Annotated in this window: 18 protein-coding genes; 13 read left to right on the top strand and 5 right to left on the bottom strand. The window is 67.6% G+C overall.

Going from position 1 to position 17,146, the window contains the following annotated elements; all coding sequences use genetic code 11:
* The first annotated feature begins 30 nt into the window (after positions 1-30).
* The 4 genes from coxB to EAO79_RS14455 are packed head-to-tail and all read left to right on the top strand — an operon-like array spanning position 31 to position 3,537.
* On the top strand, positions 31-933 hold the full coding sequence (coxB, locus tag EAO79_RS14470) for a cytochrome c oxidase subunit II (RefSeq protein WP_079706003.1): 903 nt from the start codon (positions 31-33) through the stop codon (positions 931-933).
* Positions 930-2,657, top strand: a complete 1,728-nt coding sequence (gene ctaD, locus EAO79_RS14465; RefSeq protein ID WP_064296981.1) for a cytochrome c oxidase subunit I — start codon at positions 930-932, stop codon at positions 2,655-2,657. Before coxB ends, ctaD begins: the two co-directional genes overlap by 4 nt.
* Before the next feature lie 5 nt (positions 2,658-2,662).
* Entirely contained in the window at positions 2,663-3,085 is a 423-nt protein-coding gene (locus EAO79_RS14460; RefSeq protein ID WP_064296980.1) for a cytochrome c oxidase subunit 4, read from the top strand.
* Positions 3,085-3,537 carry a GNAT family N-acetyltransferase gene (locus EAO79_RS14455; RefSeq protein ID WP_085510951.1) on the top strand — a complete coding sequence of 151 codons (453 nt, stop codon included), beginning with the start codon at positions 3,085-3,087 and terminating at the stop codon, positions 3,535-3,537. Before EAO79_RS14460 ends, EAO79_RS14455 begins: the two co-directional genes overlap by 1 nt.
* A gap of 732 nt (positions 3,538-4,269) precedes the next feature.
* On the opposite strand, the gene EAO79_RS14450 is transcribed toward EAO79_RS14455, so the two are convergent.
* The 4 genes from EAO79_RS14450 to EAO79_RS14435 are packed head-to-tail and all read right to left on the bottom strand — an operon-like array spanning position 4,270 to position 8,554.
* Entirely contained in the window at positions 4,270-5,904 is a 1,635-nt protein-coding gene (locus EAO79_RS14450) for a ubiquinol-cytochrome c reductase cytochrome b subunit (RefSeq protein WP_064296978.1), read from the bottom strand.
* The gene (locus tag EAO79_RS14445) at positions 5,901-6,986 is read right to left on the bottom strand and encodes a ubiquinol-cytochrome c reductase iron-sulfur subunit (protein ID WP_085510950.1); all 1,086 of its coding nucleotides are present in this window, start codon (positions 6,984-6,986) and stop codon (positions 5,901-5,903) included. Before EAO79_RS14445 ends, EAO79_RS14450 begins: the two co-directional genes overlap by 4 nt.
* Positions 6,987-7,021: 35 nt before the next feature.
* The gene (locus EAO79_RS14440; protein ID WP_064296976.1) at positions 7,022-7,867 is read right to left on the bottom strand and encodes a cytochrome c; all 846 of its coding nucleotides are present in this window, start codon (positions 7,865-7,867) and stop codon (positions 7,022-7,024) included.
* A gap of 18 nt (positions 7,868-7,885) precedes the next feature.
* The gene (locus tag EAO79_RS14435; RefSeq protein ID WP_085510949.1) at positions 7,886-8,554 is read right to left on the bottom strand and encodes a heme-copper oxidase subunit III; all 669 of its coding nucleotides are present in this window, start codon (positions 8,552-8,554) and stop codon (positions 7,886-7,888) included.
* 144 nt (positions 8,555-8,698) lie between these two features.
* Between EAO79_RS14435 and trpD the strand changes: the two genes are divergently transcribed.
* The 5 genes from trpD (at position 8,699) to EAO79_RS14410 (ending at position 12,539) form a co-directional block, all read left to right on the top strand.
* On the top strand, positions 8,699-9,760 hold the full coding sequence (gene trpD / locus EAO79_RS14430; RefSeq protein WP_124769392.1) for an anthranilate phosphoribosyltransferase: 1,062 nt from the start codon (positions 8,699-8,701) through the stop codon (positions 9,758-9,760).
* A gap of 116 nt (positions 9,761-9,876) precedes the next feature.
* Complete coding sequence (gene dhaK, locus EAO79_RS14425) at positions 9,877-10,878, top strand: dihydroxyacetone kinase subunit DhaK (protein ID WP_086473766.1); 1,002 nt, start codon at positions 9,877-9,879, stop codon at positions 10,876-10,878.
* 4 nt (positions 10,879-10,882) lie between these two features.
* A complete protein-coding gene (gene dhaL / locus EAO79_RS14420) occupies positions 10,883-11,524 on the top strand; it encodes a dihydroxyacetone kinase subunit DhaL (protein WP_124769391.1) in 642 nt (213 codons plus the stop codon).
* Positions 11,521-12,231 (top strand): dihydroxyacetone kinase phosphoryl donor subunit DhaM, encoded by a 711-nt coding sequence (gene dhaM, locus EAO79_RS14415; RefSeq protein WP_124769390.1) that lies wholly within the window; start codon positions 11,521-11,523, stop codon positions 12,229-12,231. Before dhaL ends, dhaM begins: the two co-directional genes overlap by 4 nt.
* 83 nt (positions 12,232-12,314) lie before the next feature.
* Positions 12,315-12,539: a hypothetical protein gene (locus EAO79_RS14410; protein WP_124769389.1), complete on the top strand. Its 225-nt coding sequence runs from the start codon at positions 12,315-12,317 to the stop codon at positions 12,537-12,539.
* A gap of 21 nt (positions 12,540-12,560) precedes the next feature.
* Here EAO79_RS14410 and EAO79_RS14405 read toward each other — a convergent pair whose 3' ends face one another.
* The gene (locus EAO79_RS14405; protein WP_124769388.1) at positions 12,561-13,139 is read right to left on the bottom strand and encodes a TetR/AcrR family transcriptional regulator; all 579 of its coding nucleotides are present in this window, start codon (positions 13,137-13,139) and stop codon (positions 12,561-12,563) included.
* Between the two features lie 264 nt (positions 13,140-13,403).
* Between EAO79_RS14405 and EAO79_RS14400 the strand changes: the two genes are divergently transcribed.
* The 4 genes from EAO79_RS14400 (at position 13,404) to EAO79_RS14385 (ending at position 17,133) form a co-directional block, all read left to right on the top strand.
* The gene (locus tag EAO79_RS14400) at positions 13,404-14,306 is read left to right on the top strand and encodes an ATP-binding cassette domain-containing protein (RefSeq protein WP_124769387.1); all 903 of its coding nucleotides are present in this window, start codon (positions 13,404-13,406) and stop codon (positions 14,304-14,306) included.
* 29 nt (positions 14,307-14,335) lie between these two features.
* The gene (locus tag EAO79_RS14395) at positions 14,336-15,157 is read left to right on the top strand and encodes an ABC transporter permease (RefSeq protein WP_079705993.1); all 822 of its coding nucleotides are present in this window, start codon (positions 14,336-14,338) and stop codon (positions 15,155-15,157) included.
* A 63-nt stretch (positions 15,158-15,220) separates the two neighbouring features.
* Complete coding sequence (locus EAO79_RS14390) at positions 15,221-16,432, top strand: sensor histidine kinase (RefSeq protein WP_124769386.1); 1,212 nt, start codon at positions 15,221-15,223, stop codon at positions 16,430-16,432.
* Entirely contained in the window at positions 16,429-17,133 is a 705-nt protein-coding gene (locus tag EAO79_RS14385) for a response regulator transcription factor (RefSeq protein WP_256386802.1), read from the top strand. The genes EAO79_RS14390 and EAO79_RS14385 overlap by 4 nt, the downstream gene beginning before the upstream one ends.
* Positions 17,134-17,146: the final 13 nt, after the last annotated feature.

Below are 17,146 nucleotides of genomic sequence, written 5' to 3'. Positions count from 1 at the left end.
CCACAGGTGTGTATTCGAAAGGTTTCAGAGGTGCGCTCGACTCGTCGTCTCAGATGGGCTGCCATTCCGGTCGCAGCCACACTCGCCATAGTCCTGGCGGGTTGTACGCAGGCGGAACTGCATGGTTACCTGCCGGGATTCGTCGAGGGCGAATCTCCCGTCACGAACCACACGGACCGCATCGCGGGCCTGTGGGTGACGGCATGGCTGGTGCTGCTCGCAGTCGGTGTCATCACGTGGGGGCTCATCATCTGGGCCGTCATCGTGTACCGACGCCGCAAGGGGCAGACCGGTCTCCCGGTCCAGCTGCGGTACAACATGCCGATCGAGATCTTCTACACGATCGTCCCGCTCATCCTGGTCCTCGGCTTCTTCGCCTTCACGGCGCGCGACCAGAACGCGATCGAGACCCAGTACGAGGATCCCGACGTGGCCATCGAGGTCTTCGCGAAGCAGTGGGCGTGGGACTTCGTGTACGACGAGGCCGTCAACGGCCAGGACGTCTGGACCGCGGGCGTGCAGGCCGATGAGAAGCCCGGTGGCGTCATCGACCAGGACGCACTTCCCACGCTCTACCTGCCCGTCGGCAAGACGGTGAAGATCGCGCTGCAGTCGCGCGACGTCATCCACTCCTTCTGGGTCATCGACTTCCTCTACAAGAAGGACATGATCCCGGGCAAGACGAACTACATGTCCTTCACCCCTGAGCGCGAGGGCACGTACGCCGGCAAGTGCGCCGAGCTCTGTGGCGAGTACCACTCGCTCATGCTCTTCAACGTGAAGGTCGTCTCGCAGGCCGAGTACGACAAGCACCTCGAAGACCTGGCCGAGTCGGGCAACATCGGCGACTACGGCACGGAATACGATCGCAACAGCAACCTCCCCGGCACCAAGGCGCCGGCAGGTCTCGAAGAGCACGGAGACGGGGAATGACCTCCACCACGCTTCCCGCAGGCCAGGCGAGCGTCGTCGGACGCACCTCGGTCGAGCGCAAGGGCAACATCCTGGTCAAGTGGATCACCTCCACCGACCACAAGACCATCGGGTACATGTACCTGATCGCTTCGTTCATCTTCTTCTGCCTCGGCGGCGTGATGGCGCTCATCATCCGAGCCCAGCTCTTCGAGCCCGGCGGCACGATCGTGGAGACGAAGGAGCAGTACAACCAGCTCTTCACGATGCACGGCACGATCATGCTCCTCATGTTCGCGACGCCGCTCTTCGCCGGGTTCGCGAACGCGCTCATGCCGCTGCAGATCGGCGCACCGGACGTCGCGTTCCCGCGTCTGAACGCCTTCGCGTTCTGGCTCTACGCCTTCGGTAGCCTCATCGCCGTCGGTGGCTTCCTCACCCCGCAGGGTGCCGCCGCCTTCGGCTGGTTCGCCTATGCGCCACTGTCGAGTACGACGTTCTCGCCAGGGCTCGGAGGTAATCTCTGGGTACTCGGCCTGGCGCTCAGCGGCTTCGGGACCATCCTCGGTGGTGTCAACTTCATCACCACGATCATCACGATGCGCGCCCCCGGCATGACGATGTTCCGCATGCCGATCTTCACGTGGAACGTCCTCGTGACGTCCATCCTCGTCCTGATGGCGTTCCCGGTGCTCGCAGCGGCCCTCTTCGGCCTCGCAGCGGACCGCGTGTTCGACGCCCACATCTACGACGCGGCCAACGGCGGTGTCATCCTGTGGCAGCACCTGTTCTGGTTCTTCGGGCACCCCGAGGTCTACATCATCGCGCTGCCGTTCTTCGGCATCGTGTCCGAGATCTTCCCGGTGTTCAGTCGCAAGCCGATCTTCGGGTACAAGACCCTGATCTACGCGACGATCGCGATCGCGGCCCTCTCCGTGACCGTGTGGGCGCACCACATGTACGTCACCGGATCGGTGCTCCTGCCGTTCTTCGCCCTCATGACGATGCTCATCGCGGTTCCGACCGGCGTGAAGATCTTCAACTGGCTGGGCACGATGTGGCGCGGCTCGGTCACCTTCGAGACCCCGATGCTCTGGTCGATCGGCTTCCTGATCACCTTCGTCTTCGGTGGACTCACCGGTGTCATCCTCGCTTCGCCGCCGCTCGACTTCCACGTCTCCGACTCCTACTTCGTCGTGGCGCACTTCCACTACGTGGTGTTCGGCACGGTCGTGTTCGCCATGTTCGCCGGCTTCTACTTCTGGTGGCCGAAGTGGACTGGCAAGATGCTCAACGAGAAGCTCGGCTACTGGCACTTCTGGCTGCTCTTCATCGGCTTCCACACGACGTTCCTCATCCAGCACTGGCTGGGCGTCATCGGGTTCCCGCGCCGCTACGCGACGTACTCACCTGAGGACGGCTTTACCTGGATGAACCAGCTGTCGACCGTGGGTTCCTTCATCCTCGCCATCTCGCTGCTGCCCTTCTTCCTGAACGTGTACATCACGATCCGGAAGGCTCCGCGAGTCACCGAGGACGACCCGTGGGGATACGGTGGATCGCTCGAGTGGGCGACCAGCTCGCCCCCGCCGCGTCACAACTTCGTCTCCATCCCGCGCATCCGCTCGGAGCGCCCGGCCTTCGACCTCCACCACCCCGAGGTCGGTATCCCGGTCGGCGTCGGTCCCGCGAAGGACGCGCCTGACGCACCCACGCTCGACATCGACGCCGGAAAGGTGAAGTAGCCGCCATGCGCGCCAATATCATCCTCTTCACGATCCTGACGGTGTTCTGCGCCCTCCTCTGCGCGGTCTACACCGTGTGGTCGCTTGTCGACCCGCTGCACGGCCGGGTCGAATGGGTCGGCACGGTCACGCTGGCTCTTGCCGCGATCCTGAGCGCGTTCCTCGGCTTCTACCTCAGCCGGGTGCACAAGAGCCAGGGCGCCGAGCTCCCCGAGGACACGCTGACGGCCAACATCGACGACGGCGACCCGGAGATCGGGCACTTCAGCCCGTGGAGCTGGTGGCCCATCATCCTCGCCGGTGCGTGCGGTCTGCTCGTGCTCGGTCTGGCGGTCGGGTTCTGGATCGCGATCATCGGCATCCCGCTGGTCGTCATCGCGGTCGTCGGTTGGAACTACGAGTACTACCGCGGATACTTCGCACGCTGATGGTCGCCTCGTTCAGCATCCGTCGTGGTCAGTCCGACGACCGTTCAGCCGTCTTCGCGCTGGCCGGCCAGTTGATCACGGGGTCCATCCCGCCTGCTGCGGACGACTTCATGGCTGCGTACAACAACGTCATGCGCCCTCGTGAAGACGAGACCAACGTGCTGTACGTCGCGGTCGACGAATCGGATCGTGTCGTCGGATACACTCTGATGACGGTGTCGCGGCTGCTGCACGCGGCCGGCCTGACCGCCCACCTGCAGGAGCTCGTCGTCGACGAGACGGCCCGCGGCGCCGGCATCGGATCGGCCCTGGTCGAGGCGAACGAGCACTATGCCGTCGAACGCGGTGCGCGCCAGCTGACGATGTCCACCTCTCGAGCCGGAGACTTCTACCGTCGTCTCGGTTACAACGTGACGGCGGAGTTCTACAAGAAGATCCTCCCGCTGGGCTGATCCCCGAAGAGTCATCGAAGAGCCCCCGAGCCAAGCTCGGGGGCTCTTTCGTGTTCTGGTGCTCGCCTGGACGTGGAGAACGAGCAGCCGGCATTGGTGCGCGCACCCGCCCCGAAGGCCGTGATCGTCACCCTTCCGTCCGGCGAGGCTGCTCCCGGTGGGCAGCCGTACTGGTGACGCCTCCTCATGCCTGATAGACCGGGGGGGCGCCCGCCGGTCCCTGAGGCTGTCGAGGGGCAGACGGCGCCCGCAGAGGATGCAGGGTGCGTATCAAAGAGACCTGGCGCAGAGGGGGAACCTGGCCCTGAGCCTGTCGGGGGGGGGGGGGGGCACACGCCCCTGCAAAGGACTCAGGGTGCGTACGAAGAGACCTGGCGCATGCAGGCCGGTCCCTGAGCCCCGTCGAAGGGCAGCAGTAGTCCGGTGTCTCCTCAGTACGGCCCGATCACCCTGGGTCGTGAACGTCGCCCCCCGGGGCAGGTCGATCGGCTCACATCGTCTGCTGTCGCGCAGGAATGCCGGTAACCACGGTGAGCGGACGCGGGTCCCTGAGCCTGTCGAAGGGCTCACCTCATCCGCACCGGCCTTCGGCGCCCGGAGAACGGGGGAGAGGGGCTGCACGGACGTCCGCTATCGCACGCGTCTTGTCGCGGCGCAATTCGGCGATCCCCGCCCGCAACGACGAAAGCCCCGCAGTCCGTGAGGACTGCGGGGCTTTCCAAGAGGATCCGCCTAGTGGTGGTCGCCGTGGGAACGTTCGATCTCGGTGTTCGTGACCGGAGCGATCCGATCCTCGAAGAACCAGCGGGACATCGCGGCGCGAGCCTTCTGGACACCGGTGATCTTGCCCTTGGCGTTCGGACGGATCATCAACGGCTTGTGGTCGTCGTAGCTCGCGAGGCGCCAGCGCTCGTACTCGTCGACGGGCTCGTGGACCTCGATGAACTCGCCACCGGGGAGGCGGACGATGCGCCCGGTCTCGTAGCCGTGGAGGAGGATCTCGCGGTCCTTCTTCTGCAGCGCCAGGCAGGTGCGCTTCGCGATGAAGTAGGCGATGAACGGTCCGAGGATGAGGATCGCCTGCAGCGTGTGGATCACGCCCTCCATCGTCACCTTGAAGTGGGTGGCGATGATGTCCGAGCTCGCAGCAGCCCAGAGGGCGGCGTAGAAGGTGACACCGGCAGCACCGATGGCGGTGCGGGTCGGCGCGTTGCGCGGACGGTCGAGGATGTGGTGCTCACGCTTGTCACCCGTGATCCACGCCTCGACGAACGGGTAGATGAACACCGTGACGATGAACAGACCCAGGACGAGGACGGGAAGGATGATGTTGAACGAGAACGTGTGATCCCAGAGGACGAACTCGAGGTGCGGCGGAACCAGTCGGAGCGCGCCGTCGGCGAACCCGATGTACCAGTCAGGCTGCGTACCCGCCGAGACCGGGGAGGGGTCGTACGGTCCGTAGTTCCAGATCGGGTTGATCGTGAACAGCGAGGCGATGAGCATCACGACACCGAAGACGATGAAGAAGAAGCCACCGGCCTTCGCCGCGTAGACGGGGAGGACGGGGAATCCGACCACGTTCTGCTCGGTGCGACCGGCGCCCGGGAACTGCGTGTGCTTGTGCACGACGACGAACACCAGGTGCAGGGCGATGAAGAGCAGCACCAGCGCCGGCAGGAGCAGGATGTGGAGCGTGTAGAGGCGGCCGACGATGTCGGTGCCCGGGAACTCTCCACCGAACAGCAGGAAGGTCGTCCACGTACCGATGATGGGCAGACCCTTGACCATGCCGTCGATGATCCGCAGACCGTTACCGGAGAGCAGGTCGTCGGGCAGCGAGTACCCGGTGAAGCCCTCGGCCATGGCCAGGATGAACAGGACGAAACCGATCACCCAGTTCAGCTCACGCGGCTTGCGGAACGCACCGGTGAAGAAGATGCGCAGCATGTGCAGGCCGATGGACGCCACGAACAGCAGGGCCGCCCAGTGGTGCACCTGACGCATCAGGAGGCCGCCGCGGATGTCGAAGGAGATGTCGAGCGTCGACGCCATGGCGACGGACATCTCGATGTTCTTCAGCGGGACGAAGGACCCGTCGTAGTGGACCTCCGCCATCGATGCCTGGAAGAAGAAGGTGAGGAAGGAGCCCGACAGCAGGATGATGACGAAGCTGTAGAGCGCCACCTCGCCGAGGAGGAACGACCAGTGGTCGGGGAAGATCTTGCGGCCGAACTCCTTGACGGCGACCGAGATGGACGTCCGCTCTTCGAGGTAGTTCGCTGCGGCGCCGGTGAATCCACCGGAGCTCTTCGCCGGAGCGGCCTTGGCCTGCTCAGGGGCGCGTGTTGCGGTCGAGGTGCTCAATGACGCTCCCAGAAGCTCGGGCCGACAGGTTCGTGGAAGTCGCTCCGCGCGACGAGGTAGCCCTCGTCGTCGACGGTGATCGGCAGCTGCGGAAGCGGCCGGGCGGCCGGTCCGAAGATGACCGCGCAGTGGTTCGTGACATCGAACTGCGACTGGTGGCAGGGGCAGAGGAGGTGGTGCGTCTGCTGCTCGTAGAGCGCGACCGGGCAACCGACGTGCGTGCACACCTTGGAGTAGGCGACGATGCCGTCGTAGGACCAGTCCTTCTTGGACTCCTCCTCGACGAGGTCTTCGGGCTTCAGTCGCATGAGCAGCACGATCGCCTTCGCCTTCTCGTTGAGGACGTGATCGGCCTCGTGGAGGTTCTCGGGGATCACGTGGAACGCACTGCCGAGGGTCACGTCGGACGCCTTGATTGGCGTACCGGAAGGGTCACGGGCGAGGCGCGTGCCTTCCTTCCACATCGTGTGCTGCATGAGCTCGACGGGGTCTTCGTCGTACGGCGCGAGACCGCGGAACAGCGCGATGCCCGGGAGCGGGAAGACGATGAGGGAGCCGATGAGGCTGTTGCGGATGAGCGCGCGTCGTCCGATGCCGGACTCGACGTTCGCCTGGTGCATGATCTCCACCGCGCGATCGCGGCTGGCCTGGTTGCCGCCGACCTTGTGGCGGTAGTCGATGCCCTCTTCGTCGTGCATGAGGGCCTTGCCCCAGTGCACGGCGCCGATACCGATCGCGAGCAGGGCCAACGCCATGCCGAGACCGATGAACAGGTTGTTCAGGCGGACCGAGGCGATGTCCTCGGGCTCGATCGGGAACGCCATGTAGGCGGCGACCGCCCAGACGCTGCCGGCGATCGACAGGTAGAAGAGGGTGTAGACGGCGCGCTCGGCCCGCTTGTCCTTCTTGGGGTCGAGGTCCGTGACGCGCTTCCGGTGCGGAGGCAGGCCGGGGTCGACGACGGCGTCGCGGGAGATGACCCCGGTACCGGTCGCGACCTGCAGCTCCTGCCCGTGGGCGGACGGATCGGCAGACGAGTCGGCGGCTGGGTGACCCGAGCCGCTCGAGTTGTCGTGAGCCATGGTGCTCCTTCTTACGTGTTGTCGATCCGCGTCGGTCAGTTCGACTTCGCGGTGATCCAGACGGTGAGGGCCACGATCGAGCCGAGGCCGAAGATCCAGAGGAACAGGCCCTCGGAGACGGGGCCGAGCGAGCCGAGGTCGTTGCCGCCCGGTGACGGGTTCTTCTCCATGAACTTGAGCGCGGTGATGATGTCGCGCTTGTCCTCGGGGGAGAGGTTCATGTCGTTGAAGACGGGCATGTTCTGCGGGCCGGTGATCATGGCCTCGTAGATGTGGGCGGCGCTGACGCCGACGAGCGAGGGAGCGTACTTTCCCTCGGTCAGGGCGCCACCGGCGGCTGCGACGTTGTGGCACATCGCGCAGTTGATGCGGAAGAGCTGTGCGCCGTTCGAGGCGTCGCCCTCACCGTCGAGGTACTGCTCCTCGGGGATCTCCGGACCGGGTGCGACCGAGGCGACGTAGGCCGCGAGGGAGGAGATCTGCTCCTCGGTGAACTGCACGGGCTTCTCCGGGGCCTGCGGGCCCTGGTTCTGCAGCGGCATCCGGCCGGTGCCGACCTGGAAGTCGACGGCGGCGGCACCGACGCCGAGGAGGCTCGGTCCGGCGGTCGTGCCCTGCATGTCGAGGCCGTGGCAGGTGGCGCAGTTCGCGGAGAAGAGCTTCTCGCCCTCGTCGACGGAGGCCTGTGACTTGGCAGCGGCGACGGGCTCGGCGCTGGCCGTGCTGACGCTGACGGCTGCGTAGGCGCCACCGGTCACGAGGAGGCCGATCGCGAGCAGCGCCGCCGAGGCGAACGGGCTGCGGCGGCCGCTCTTGCGCGTGGCGCGGGCGGCCTTCTTGGACGCCTTGGTGGTCGTCGTCTGGGTGGGGTCAGTCTTCATGGAGTCAGTCATTCCGGGTCAGCGCAGGATGTAGATGACGAAGTAGAGGCCGATCCACACGACGTCGACGAAGTGCCAGTAGTACGAGACGACGATGGCGCTCGTCGCCTCCTTGTGGCCGAATCGTTTGACGGCGTAGGCACGGCCGATCACGAGGAGGAAGGCGATGAGGCCGCCGGTCACGTGCAGGCCGTGGAAGCCGGTCGTGAGGTAGAACGCCGAGCCGTACGCGTTCGAGCTGAGGGAGATGCCCTCGCTGACGAGCGTCGCGTACTCGAGGATCTGGCCGGAGACGAACACGGCGCCCAGGGCGTAGGTGAGGAAGAACCACTCGACCATGCCCCACTTGCGCGGGCTCCAGCCCGTCATGCGGGGCTGCATGCGCTCCGCTGCGAAGACGCCGAACTGGCACGTGAACGACGAGGACACGAGGATGATCGTGTTGATCGTCGAGTACGGGACGTTCAGGCGACCGGCTTCGGCCGCCCACAGCTCGGGGGCCATCGATCGCAGCGTGAAGTAGATCGCGAAGAGGCCGGCGAAGAACATGACCTCGCTGCCCAGCCAGACGATCGTTCCAACCGCGACCGTGTTCGGTCGGTTGATCCGGGGCGCGCTCGGCGCAAGGTTGATTGAGGTGCTCGTCACCCCTCCATTATGGCCGAAAGCCGGAGCGGTTTTTCGCATTTCGGGGGCGGCGAGGACGCTCGCTTCAGTAAGGCTAGCCTTATTTCCTGACCGGAATCTTCGGTTCTGCTGCGGGATTCATGTGATCTTCGGCTCCACAGGCCGCTCGAGGCGTCGGCGAGTCGCGCTTGTAAGATCGTCGACATGCCTCTCACGACCTGGCCGACGCTCATCGGCGACCTGCTCGCCGGAACCGATCTCAGTGTGTCGGAGTCGACGTGGGCCATGGAGCGGATCATGACCGGCCAGGTGACGGACGCCCAGCTCGCCGGCTTCCTGATCGCGTTGCGCCGTAAGGGGGAGACGGTCGACGAGATCGTCGGGTTCCGCGACGCGATCCTCGACCACGCGAAGCCGCTCGTCGCCCCGTCCCGGGCCCTCGACATCGTCGGCACCGGCGGCGACCGCTTCGGCACGGTCAACATCTCGACGACCGCCTCCATCGTCGCCGCGGCGACGGGCATCCCCGTCATCAAGCACGGCAACCGTGCGGCGAGTTCCGCCTCGGGATCGAGCGACGTGCTCTCGGCGCTGGGCGTCGACCTCGCCCTGCCGACGGACCTGGTGGGGGAGGTGCTGGCGTCGACGGGCATCACCTTCGCGTACGCGGCGGCGTTCCACCCCGGTTTCGGCCACGCTGGACCGGTCCGTGCGGAGCTCGGCGTGCCGACGGTCTTCAACTTCCTGGGCCCGCTCGTCAACCCGGCCCGGCCGGAGGCGTCGGCGGTCGGCGTCGCGCACGCCGACCGCATCCCGCTGTTCGTGGGCGTCTTCCAGACGCGCGGAGCGACCGCCCTCGTCTTCCGGGGCGACGACGGACTCGACGAACTGACGACGACAGGGCACAGCCACCTCTGGGAGGTCACCCGCGGAGCCGTCACCGAGCACGACCTGGATCCCCGGGAGCTCGGCATCCGCCGTGCGTCGATCGACGATCTCATCGGCGGTGACGCCCAGCACAATGCCGGTGTCGTGCGCGCCACGCTCGCCGGCGAGGAGGGTCCGGTCCGCGACATCGTCCTGCTGAACGCCGCGGCCGGGATCGTGGCGTTCGAACTGTCGGAGGATCCGACGCAGGCCCAGCGGCCGATCCTCGAGCGGTTCGCCGCCGCACTCGTGTCCGCCGCGGCCGTCATCGACTCGGGTGCGGCGACCGCGACCCTCGACGCCTGGGTGGACGCCACCCGCACGCTCGGCTCGCGCTGATCCGCGCCGTGGCCGGGTCTTCCGGCCCTACCGGCGGTGGGCCGCAGCGCGTAGGTTGAGACCCGATGCCGGCATACCCGGTCGGCGGACCCGAACCGATCTTGCAGGAGGATTCAATGAAGAAGCTCATCAATGATCCCAAGGACGTCGTCGTCGAGGCGGTGGCCGGATTCGGCGCCGCGCACCCCGACCTCGTCACCGTGTCGCTCGACCCCGTGTTCATCGCCCGAGCCGATGCCCCGGTCGCCGGGAAGGTGGGGATCGTGAGCGGCGGCGGCAGCGGGCACGAGCCCCTCCACGGCGGGTTCGTCGGATTCGGGATGCTCGACGCCGCCGTACCCGGCCCGGTGTTCACCTCGCCCACTCCGGACCCCATCCTCGCCGCCACGAAGGCGGTGGACGGTGGTGCCGGCGTCCTGCACATCGTCAAGAACTACACGGGCGACGTCCTCAACTTCGAGACCGCGGCCGACCTCGCGCTGGCCGAGGGCATCGAGGTGCGCTCGGTCATCGTCGACGACGACGTCGCGGTGAAGGACTCGCTCTACACGGCGGGGCGACGGGGTGTCGCCGGCACCGTCCTCGTGGAGAAGCTCGCCGGCGCACGTGCCGAGGCCGGGGGAGGACTCGACGAGGTCGCCGACCTCGCGACGAAGGTCAACGAGCGCACCCGCACGATGGGTGTGGCACTCACCCCGTGCGTCGTCCCGCACGCGGGCGAGCCGAGTTTCACCCTGGCCGACGACGAGATCGAGATCGGCATCGGGATCCACGGTGAGCCCGGCCGCGAACGCATCCCACTGGAGCCCGCCGACCGGATCGTCGACCGGTTGCTCGCCGCCATCCTCGAAGACCTTCCGTACGCCCCGGGCGAGCGGGCCCTCGTCCTGGTGAACGGGATGGGCGGGACGCCGCAGGTCGAGCTCTTCATCGTCTTCCGCCGCGTGGCCGAGGCGCTCGCGGAGCGCGGGATCGAGGTGGCACGGTCGCTCGTGGGGAACTACACGACCAGCCTCGAGATGCAGGGTGTGTCGATCACCCTCCTGAAACTCGACGACGAACTGATCGAATTGTGGGACGCCCCGGTGCAGACCGCGGCGCTCCGGTGGGGACGGTAGACGGATGGGATTGGACGGAGCCTGGGCGATCGCCTGGATGCGGGGGAGTGCGGCGGTCGTCGCAGAGCATCGGGTGGAGCTGATCACGCTCGACCGCGACATCGGGGACGGCGACCATGGCGAGAACCTCGACCGCGGGTTCTCCGCGATCCTGCCGAAGCTCGACGAGCAGCCTGCTGATGCGACGCCCGCCGACATCCTCAAGCTCGCCGCGACGACGCTCATCTCGACCGTCGGAGGCGCGAGCGGCCCCCTGTACGGCACTGCGCTGCTCAAGGCGTCGATCGCCGTGGCCGGCCAGGAGGACCTCGACGCCGATGCCGTCGTCGCCCTGCTGACGGCGGCACGCGACGGGATCGTGCTCCGTGGCAAGGCCGAGGTCGGCGACAAGACCATGGTCGACGCGTGGACACCCGCCGTGGACGCTGCATCCGCGGCGGCGGCGGGGGAGTCGCCGGCACGGGTGCTGGCCGCAGCCGCGGACGCCGCGTGGGGTGGCGCCGCCGCGACCGAACCGCTCGTCGCCCGCAAGGGGCGCGCCAGCTACCTCGGAGAACGGGCCATCGGGCACCGCGACCCTGGGGCGCAGTCCACCTCCTATCTCCTGCAAGCGGCGGCTGCCGCCGCTGGGGAGGGTGCTGCATGAGCGGGGGAGCCGTCGGCCTCGTCTTCGTCTCGCACAGCGCGCTGATCGCGGAGGGGCTCATCGCCTTGGCGCGGCAGATGGCGCCCGACGCGGCCCTCGCCGCAGCCGGCGGTACCGATGAGGGAGGGATCGGCACGAGCTTCGAGCTGGTCTCCGCCGGGATCGCCTCCGTGGACTCCGGGGCCGGGGTGGTGGTGCTGTGCGATCTGGGATCGGCGATCCTCACCGCTGAGACGGCACTCGACTTCCTCGACGACGATGTCCGGGGCCGGGTACGCATCGTCGACGCCCCGCTCGTCGAAGGCGGGGTCGCCGCAGCCGTGGCCGCGCAGACCGGCGCGTCGCTCGACGAGGTTGTGGCCGCCGCGCGGTCCGCAGCCGGTGGTGGCCCTGCCCAGCACGGCGCCGACGAGGCGATTCAGGCGGGTGGGTCCGACGACCCGACAGCGTCCCACGCCGCAGCCTCCGTGACCCTGCGGAACAAGGACGGGCTCCACGCTCGACCCGCTGCGGAGTTCGTGAAGCTGGCGAGCACGTTCGCGGCCAAGGTGGTCGTGAACGGGAAGGACGCCAAGAGCCTGCTCGGGATCATGTCACTGGGCCTCGTCAAAGGGGCGGTCGTGGAGCTGCAGGCGGACGGTCCGGACGCGAAGGATGCAATCGGGGCACTGGCGTCGCTCATCGAATCCGGCTTCGGAGAGGTCTGACGGGCGCGCTCGGGGCGGAAGCAGGTCGGCGCCCCGTGCGCAACGGGGTGGTCGACGCCGACGGTCGGCGTAGCATGACCCGCATGAACGAGCAGACGAAGACGTCGGACACCGAAGACCGCCAGTGCACGGTCTGTGGCCATCCGCTCGCCGAGCACACCTTCGACCGTTCCTCCGGGCACGATCACTTCATGACCTGCCCGACGGGGGAGCGGCTTCCGGACCCGGCGCAGTCCGCCATCCCGGTCAATGAGTTCGGGATGCCGCTCTGGGACCAGGACCCCGATCGACCTGCTCCGTCGGCCTGACGACCGCGGTGGTCTGCGCCGTCAACCGAGGAGGAGCAGCGACCGGACGGCGACGCTGACACCCGTTGTGCTCGACGCCGGCGTCTCGTGCAGTGCGCTGCCGTCGACGAGCCAGCGCACCCATCGGACGAGCTGCTCCGGCGTGGCGTCGGAGCGGGCTGCGCTGGTGCGAACCGCCTCGGTGATGTGGTCGAGGAGGAAGCGGTCGACCATGTCCCGCTCGACGTCGAGGACGGCCGCCACGGTGTGAAGATGCGCCATGCCCTGGACCGCGCGAGCGAAACCGACCGTCTGGTCGGCGGCCCGTTGGCGGTCGAGTGCGCCCAGATAGGTGGTCAACGCAGGGCGCCCAGGCCCGGCGCGCGTGGCGAGGTGCAGTTGCTCCTCGGTCCAGGCGGCGCTCACGCGCAGCAGCGTGACCAGGATGTCGAGCTTGGTGGAGAAGTAGTGGAACAGGGTCCCCGAGGAGATGTCCGCCGCTCGGCAGATATCAGCCGTCGACGTGGTCTCATACCCCTCGGTGGCGAAACAGCGGTAGGCCGCAGCAAGGATCGCGGTCTGGCGCGCGGTGAACCGCTGTGGGTCGACGATTCTCGGCATGACTACTCCCGTATTCCTAGTGCACCTACTCTAGAGCACGCACTCTATGAATTCGGTCCTGGTCAGAGCTGACTTTCCCGCCGATGCGATCATGGCGCGCAGCTCGGAGCGCACAGCGGTGCTCGCCTCGCGGTCGGACGCTGGACGGTCAGGCCGCCGCTGGGTCCGATGATGATGATCAACCCCTGGTTGGCAGTCGCCGACGCACACGCGTCCGTAGCGTCCATGGCACGAGGTGACCGCTACGAGCAGGAGGAAGACGCCATGACGATCGACGTGGAGGGGCTGACCAAGACGTACCGAGGCACGTACGCGGTGCGCGATGTGAGTTTCAGTGTCCAATCGGGCAAGGTCACCGGGTTCCTGGGGCCGAACGGCGCCGGCAAGTCCACGACGATGCGTTCGATCGTCGGGCTCGACCGTCCCACCGCTGGTCGTGCACGTATCGACGGCTCTGAGTACCGGGCGTTGGCCGCGCCGCTGCGCGAGGTCGGTGCTCTGCTGGACGCGAGGGCGGCGCACCGCTCGCGGTCGGCGCTGAACCACCTCACCGCGATTGCGGCGACGCACCGCATCCCGCGCTCGCGCGTCGACGAGGTGCTCGAGGCGACGGGTCTCAGCGCGGTCGCCAGGAAGAAGGTCGGCGGGTTCTCCCTCGGGATGGGTCAGCGCTTGGGGATCGCCGCGGCACTGCTGGGCGATCCGGGCACGCTCATCCTCGACGAGCCGGTCAACGGCCTGGACCCCGAGGGCGTGACCTGGGTCCGGGAGCTCCTGGCCCGGCTGGCGGCCGAGGGGCGGACGGTGTTCCTGTCCTCGCACCTCCTGAACGAGCTCGCGCTCATCGCGGACCACGTGATCATCATCGGTCGCGGCGAGATCATCGCGGACGCACCCATCGGTTCGCTCACCGAGCAGGGGGACGGTCGTGTCCGCGTTCGCACCCTCGATGCGCCTGCACTCACTCGCCGGATCACCTCAGCGGGGGCGACCGTCGCGTCGAGCGAGCCGGGCGTACTGGACGTGGAGGGCCTCTCCGCGGAGCAGATCGCCCGTGCCGCAAACGAGGCGGGAGTGCTGATCACCGAGCTGACGCCCCTGCGCCAGACCCTCGAAGAGGCCTACAACCGACTCACCCGCGACGCGCAGGAATTCGTCTCCGCCTGACGTCGCGCCCCCTCGAAAGGACCATCCTCATGAGCACCACCACCGACATGGCCACGGCACCCGTCGTGCGGCGCTTCCCCGCAGGCGAGGTCAGCCTCGCCGGCACGATCGTCTCCGAATGGATCAAGTTCCGTGGACTCGCCTCGAACCACGTCCTCGCAGGATTCGCGTTCCTGCTGCTGACCGCGAACGGGATCGCGATGCCCTGGGCGTACGTCTTCCGCGACCGCGGGTCACCGAAGGCGAACTACGACGCCTACCCCGAGATGATCGTCGACAAGACCGGTTACGTCGGGATCGTCCTCGCGGTGCTCGCCGTCCTGATGATCACGAACGAGTACCGGTCCGCGCAGATCGGCACGACACTGCTCGCGGTTCCGCGGCGGACGGCGGTGCTCGTCGCGAAGGCCTCGATCATCGCGGGTGTCTCGTTCCTCATCGGTGTCGTCAGCTCAGCCGTCGGGTTCGCCCTCGCGCCCATCATCCTGGCCGGGGGCGGATACGGCTATGTGCTGGAGACACCCGAGCTGGCGCGGTTGGTGCTCGGATCCGGGCTCTACCTGGCGGCCCTCAGCATCCTCGGAATCGCACTCGGCACCATCATCCGCAACGTCGTCGCCGCGGTGCTCGCGACGATCGTGCTCCTCCTCATCGTGCCGGTGATCCCGCAGATGTTCTCCGAATACGGCACGGAGATCACCCGCTTCTTCCCGATCCAGGCCGGCTCCCTGCTCCTCGCCCCGACTGGTACGGACCCGATGGGACCGTGGACCGGGTATGCCGTTCTGCTGATCTGGACGCTGGCGTCGTTCGTCGTCGCAGCGATCACGTTCTTGCGCCGCGACGCCTGAACGGTGCTCACGAGGGGCGCGAGGGAGAATGGGAGCCGAGCTCAGCGTGGAGGTGGCAAGGGTATGAGTGCGATCCAGCCGGTCATGGACGCCGCGGAGGTCGACCGTGTCCTCGGCACACGCGTGCTGCGCTGGTTCAGCGCCCACCAGCGTGTGGTCGACGCACTGGTCGCTGTGACCTGTCTCCTGGTCCAGGCGCTCGGGCTGGTCCTGCCGGGTGCGCAACCGCTCTGGCCGGGGTTGCCGTTGGTGATCCTCTCGAGCGCGCTCCTGTTGTGGCGGCGTCGGTATCCGCGGGCGATCCTCGTCGCCGTCGCGCTCGCGAACACGGCGGGTGTGCTCCTGCCCGCCCCCGTCGCACCGGTGACGCTGCCCGCCGCCGTCGCGCTGTATACGGTAGCCGCCATGCTGCCCACCAGAACCGCGCTGTCGGGCTATGCGGTCCTCGTGGGACTCCCTGCGGCGGTACTGCTCGTCCGTCTGCTCATGACGGGTTCGTCCCGGGCCCCGTCGTTGCTGGAACCGCTGGCGCTGCTCGCTCTTGCCGCAGGTGTCGCCGCCCGCGGTGTGACGCAGCGACGAGCGGCCCTCACACAACTCGTGAACCAACGACTCACCACGGCGCGGGTGGTGGAGCGGCAGCGGATCGCCGCGGAGATGCACGATGTCGTCGCCCACTCGCTGTCGACGATGATCTCCCTCGCGGACGGGGCGTCCAGCGGCTGGGAACGGCACCCCGAGCGGTCGGCCCGAGCGCTCGCGCAGCTGGGTGGCGTCGGGCGCAGCGCGCTGGGCGAGATGAACCGCGTCCTGCAGGTACTCCGAGAGGGGGATGCGGTGCTGGATCAGCGCCTGCACCGGTCGGGACACAACGTCTCCGACGTGGAGGAGGTCGTCGAGGTCTTCCGCAGCACCGGCATGCCCGTCACGCTCACCCGCTCCGGCGGGGCGATGCCGGAGCAGCCCGCTCTGGTGACGACGGTCTACCGGATCGTCCAGGAGTCGCTCACCAACGTGTTGCGGTACGCCGTCGACCCCACGCGAGTCGAGGTCGGCATCGACGTGGCGCCCGGCACCGTCGCGGTGCGGGTCACCGACGACGGCCGCATCGACACCCACCGAACTCGAGCTCCGAGCCAGGGGAGTGGGCAGGGGCTCCCGGGTATCGCCGCTCGAGCCGCGGCGTACGGTGGCACGAGCGAAGCAGGGCCGTGCGGGGGCGGGGGCTGGTCGACGAGCGCGACGCTGCACATCGAGCGAGGAGCAGCGACGTGAGCGCGACCAGTCCCTCGATCATCAGCGTGCTGGTGGTGGACGACCAGGAACTCGTCCGGATGGGCAGCGCGCTGACCCTGGACTCCGCGCCCGACATCGAGGTCGTGGGGGAGGCGGCGACGGGTGAGGAGGCGATTCGGCGTGCACGGGAACTGCGACCGGACGTCGTCCTCATGGATGTGCGGATGCCCGGCATGGGCGGCGTCGAAGCGACCAGGATCATCACCACGGTCCACCCGGCCACACGCGTCCTCATCCTCACCACGTTCGACATCGACGAGTACGCGTTCGGAGGCCTCGACGCCGGCGCCAGCGCCTTCCTGCTGAAGAGCACCCCACCAGACCGGTTGCAGGAGGCTGTCCGGACGATCCATGCCGGCGATGCCGTCGTCGAACCCAGGATCACGAAGCGACTCATCGAGCACTATGCCTCCGGTGGACGGTCGCGCGAGCATGGGGGAGCAGGTGGGACAGCCCACCCGCTGGACCCGCTCAGTCCGCGCGAGCTCGACGTGTTCGGATGCATCGTCGCCGGGCTGTCGAATCGTGAGATCTCCGACGCACTCCACCTGTCGCCGTCCACGGTCAAGACGCACGTCAACCGGATCTTCGCCAAGTTGCACCTCCGCGACCGGGTCCACGCGGTGATCCTGGGACAGGAGCTTCGAACCCGCGCCGTAGGGCGGGTCAGATTCGACTGAGTTGACATAATGT

Source organism: Plantibacter sp. PA-3-X8 (genome assembly GCF_003856975.1).
GTDB classification, from domain to species: Bacteria; Actinomycetota; Actinomycetes; order Actinomycetales; family Microbacteriaceae; genus Plantibacter; species Plantibacter auratus.
Note: the sequence above shows the minus strand (reverse complement) of the source record. Positions and strands in the feature narration are given on the sequence as shown.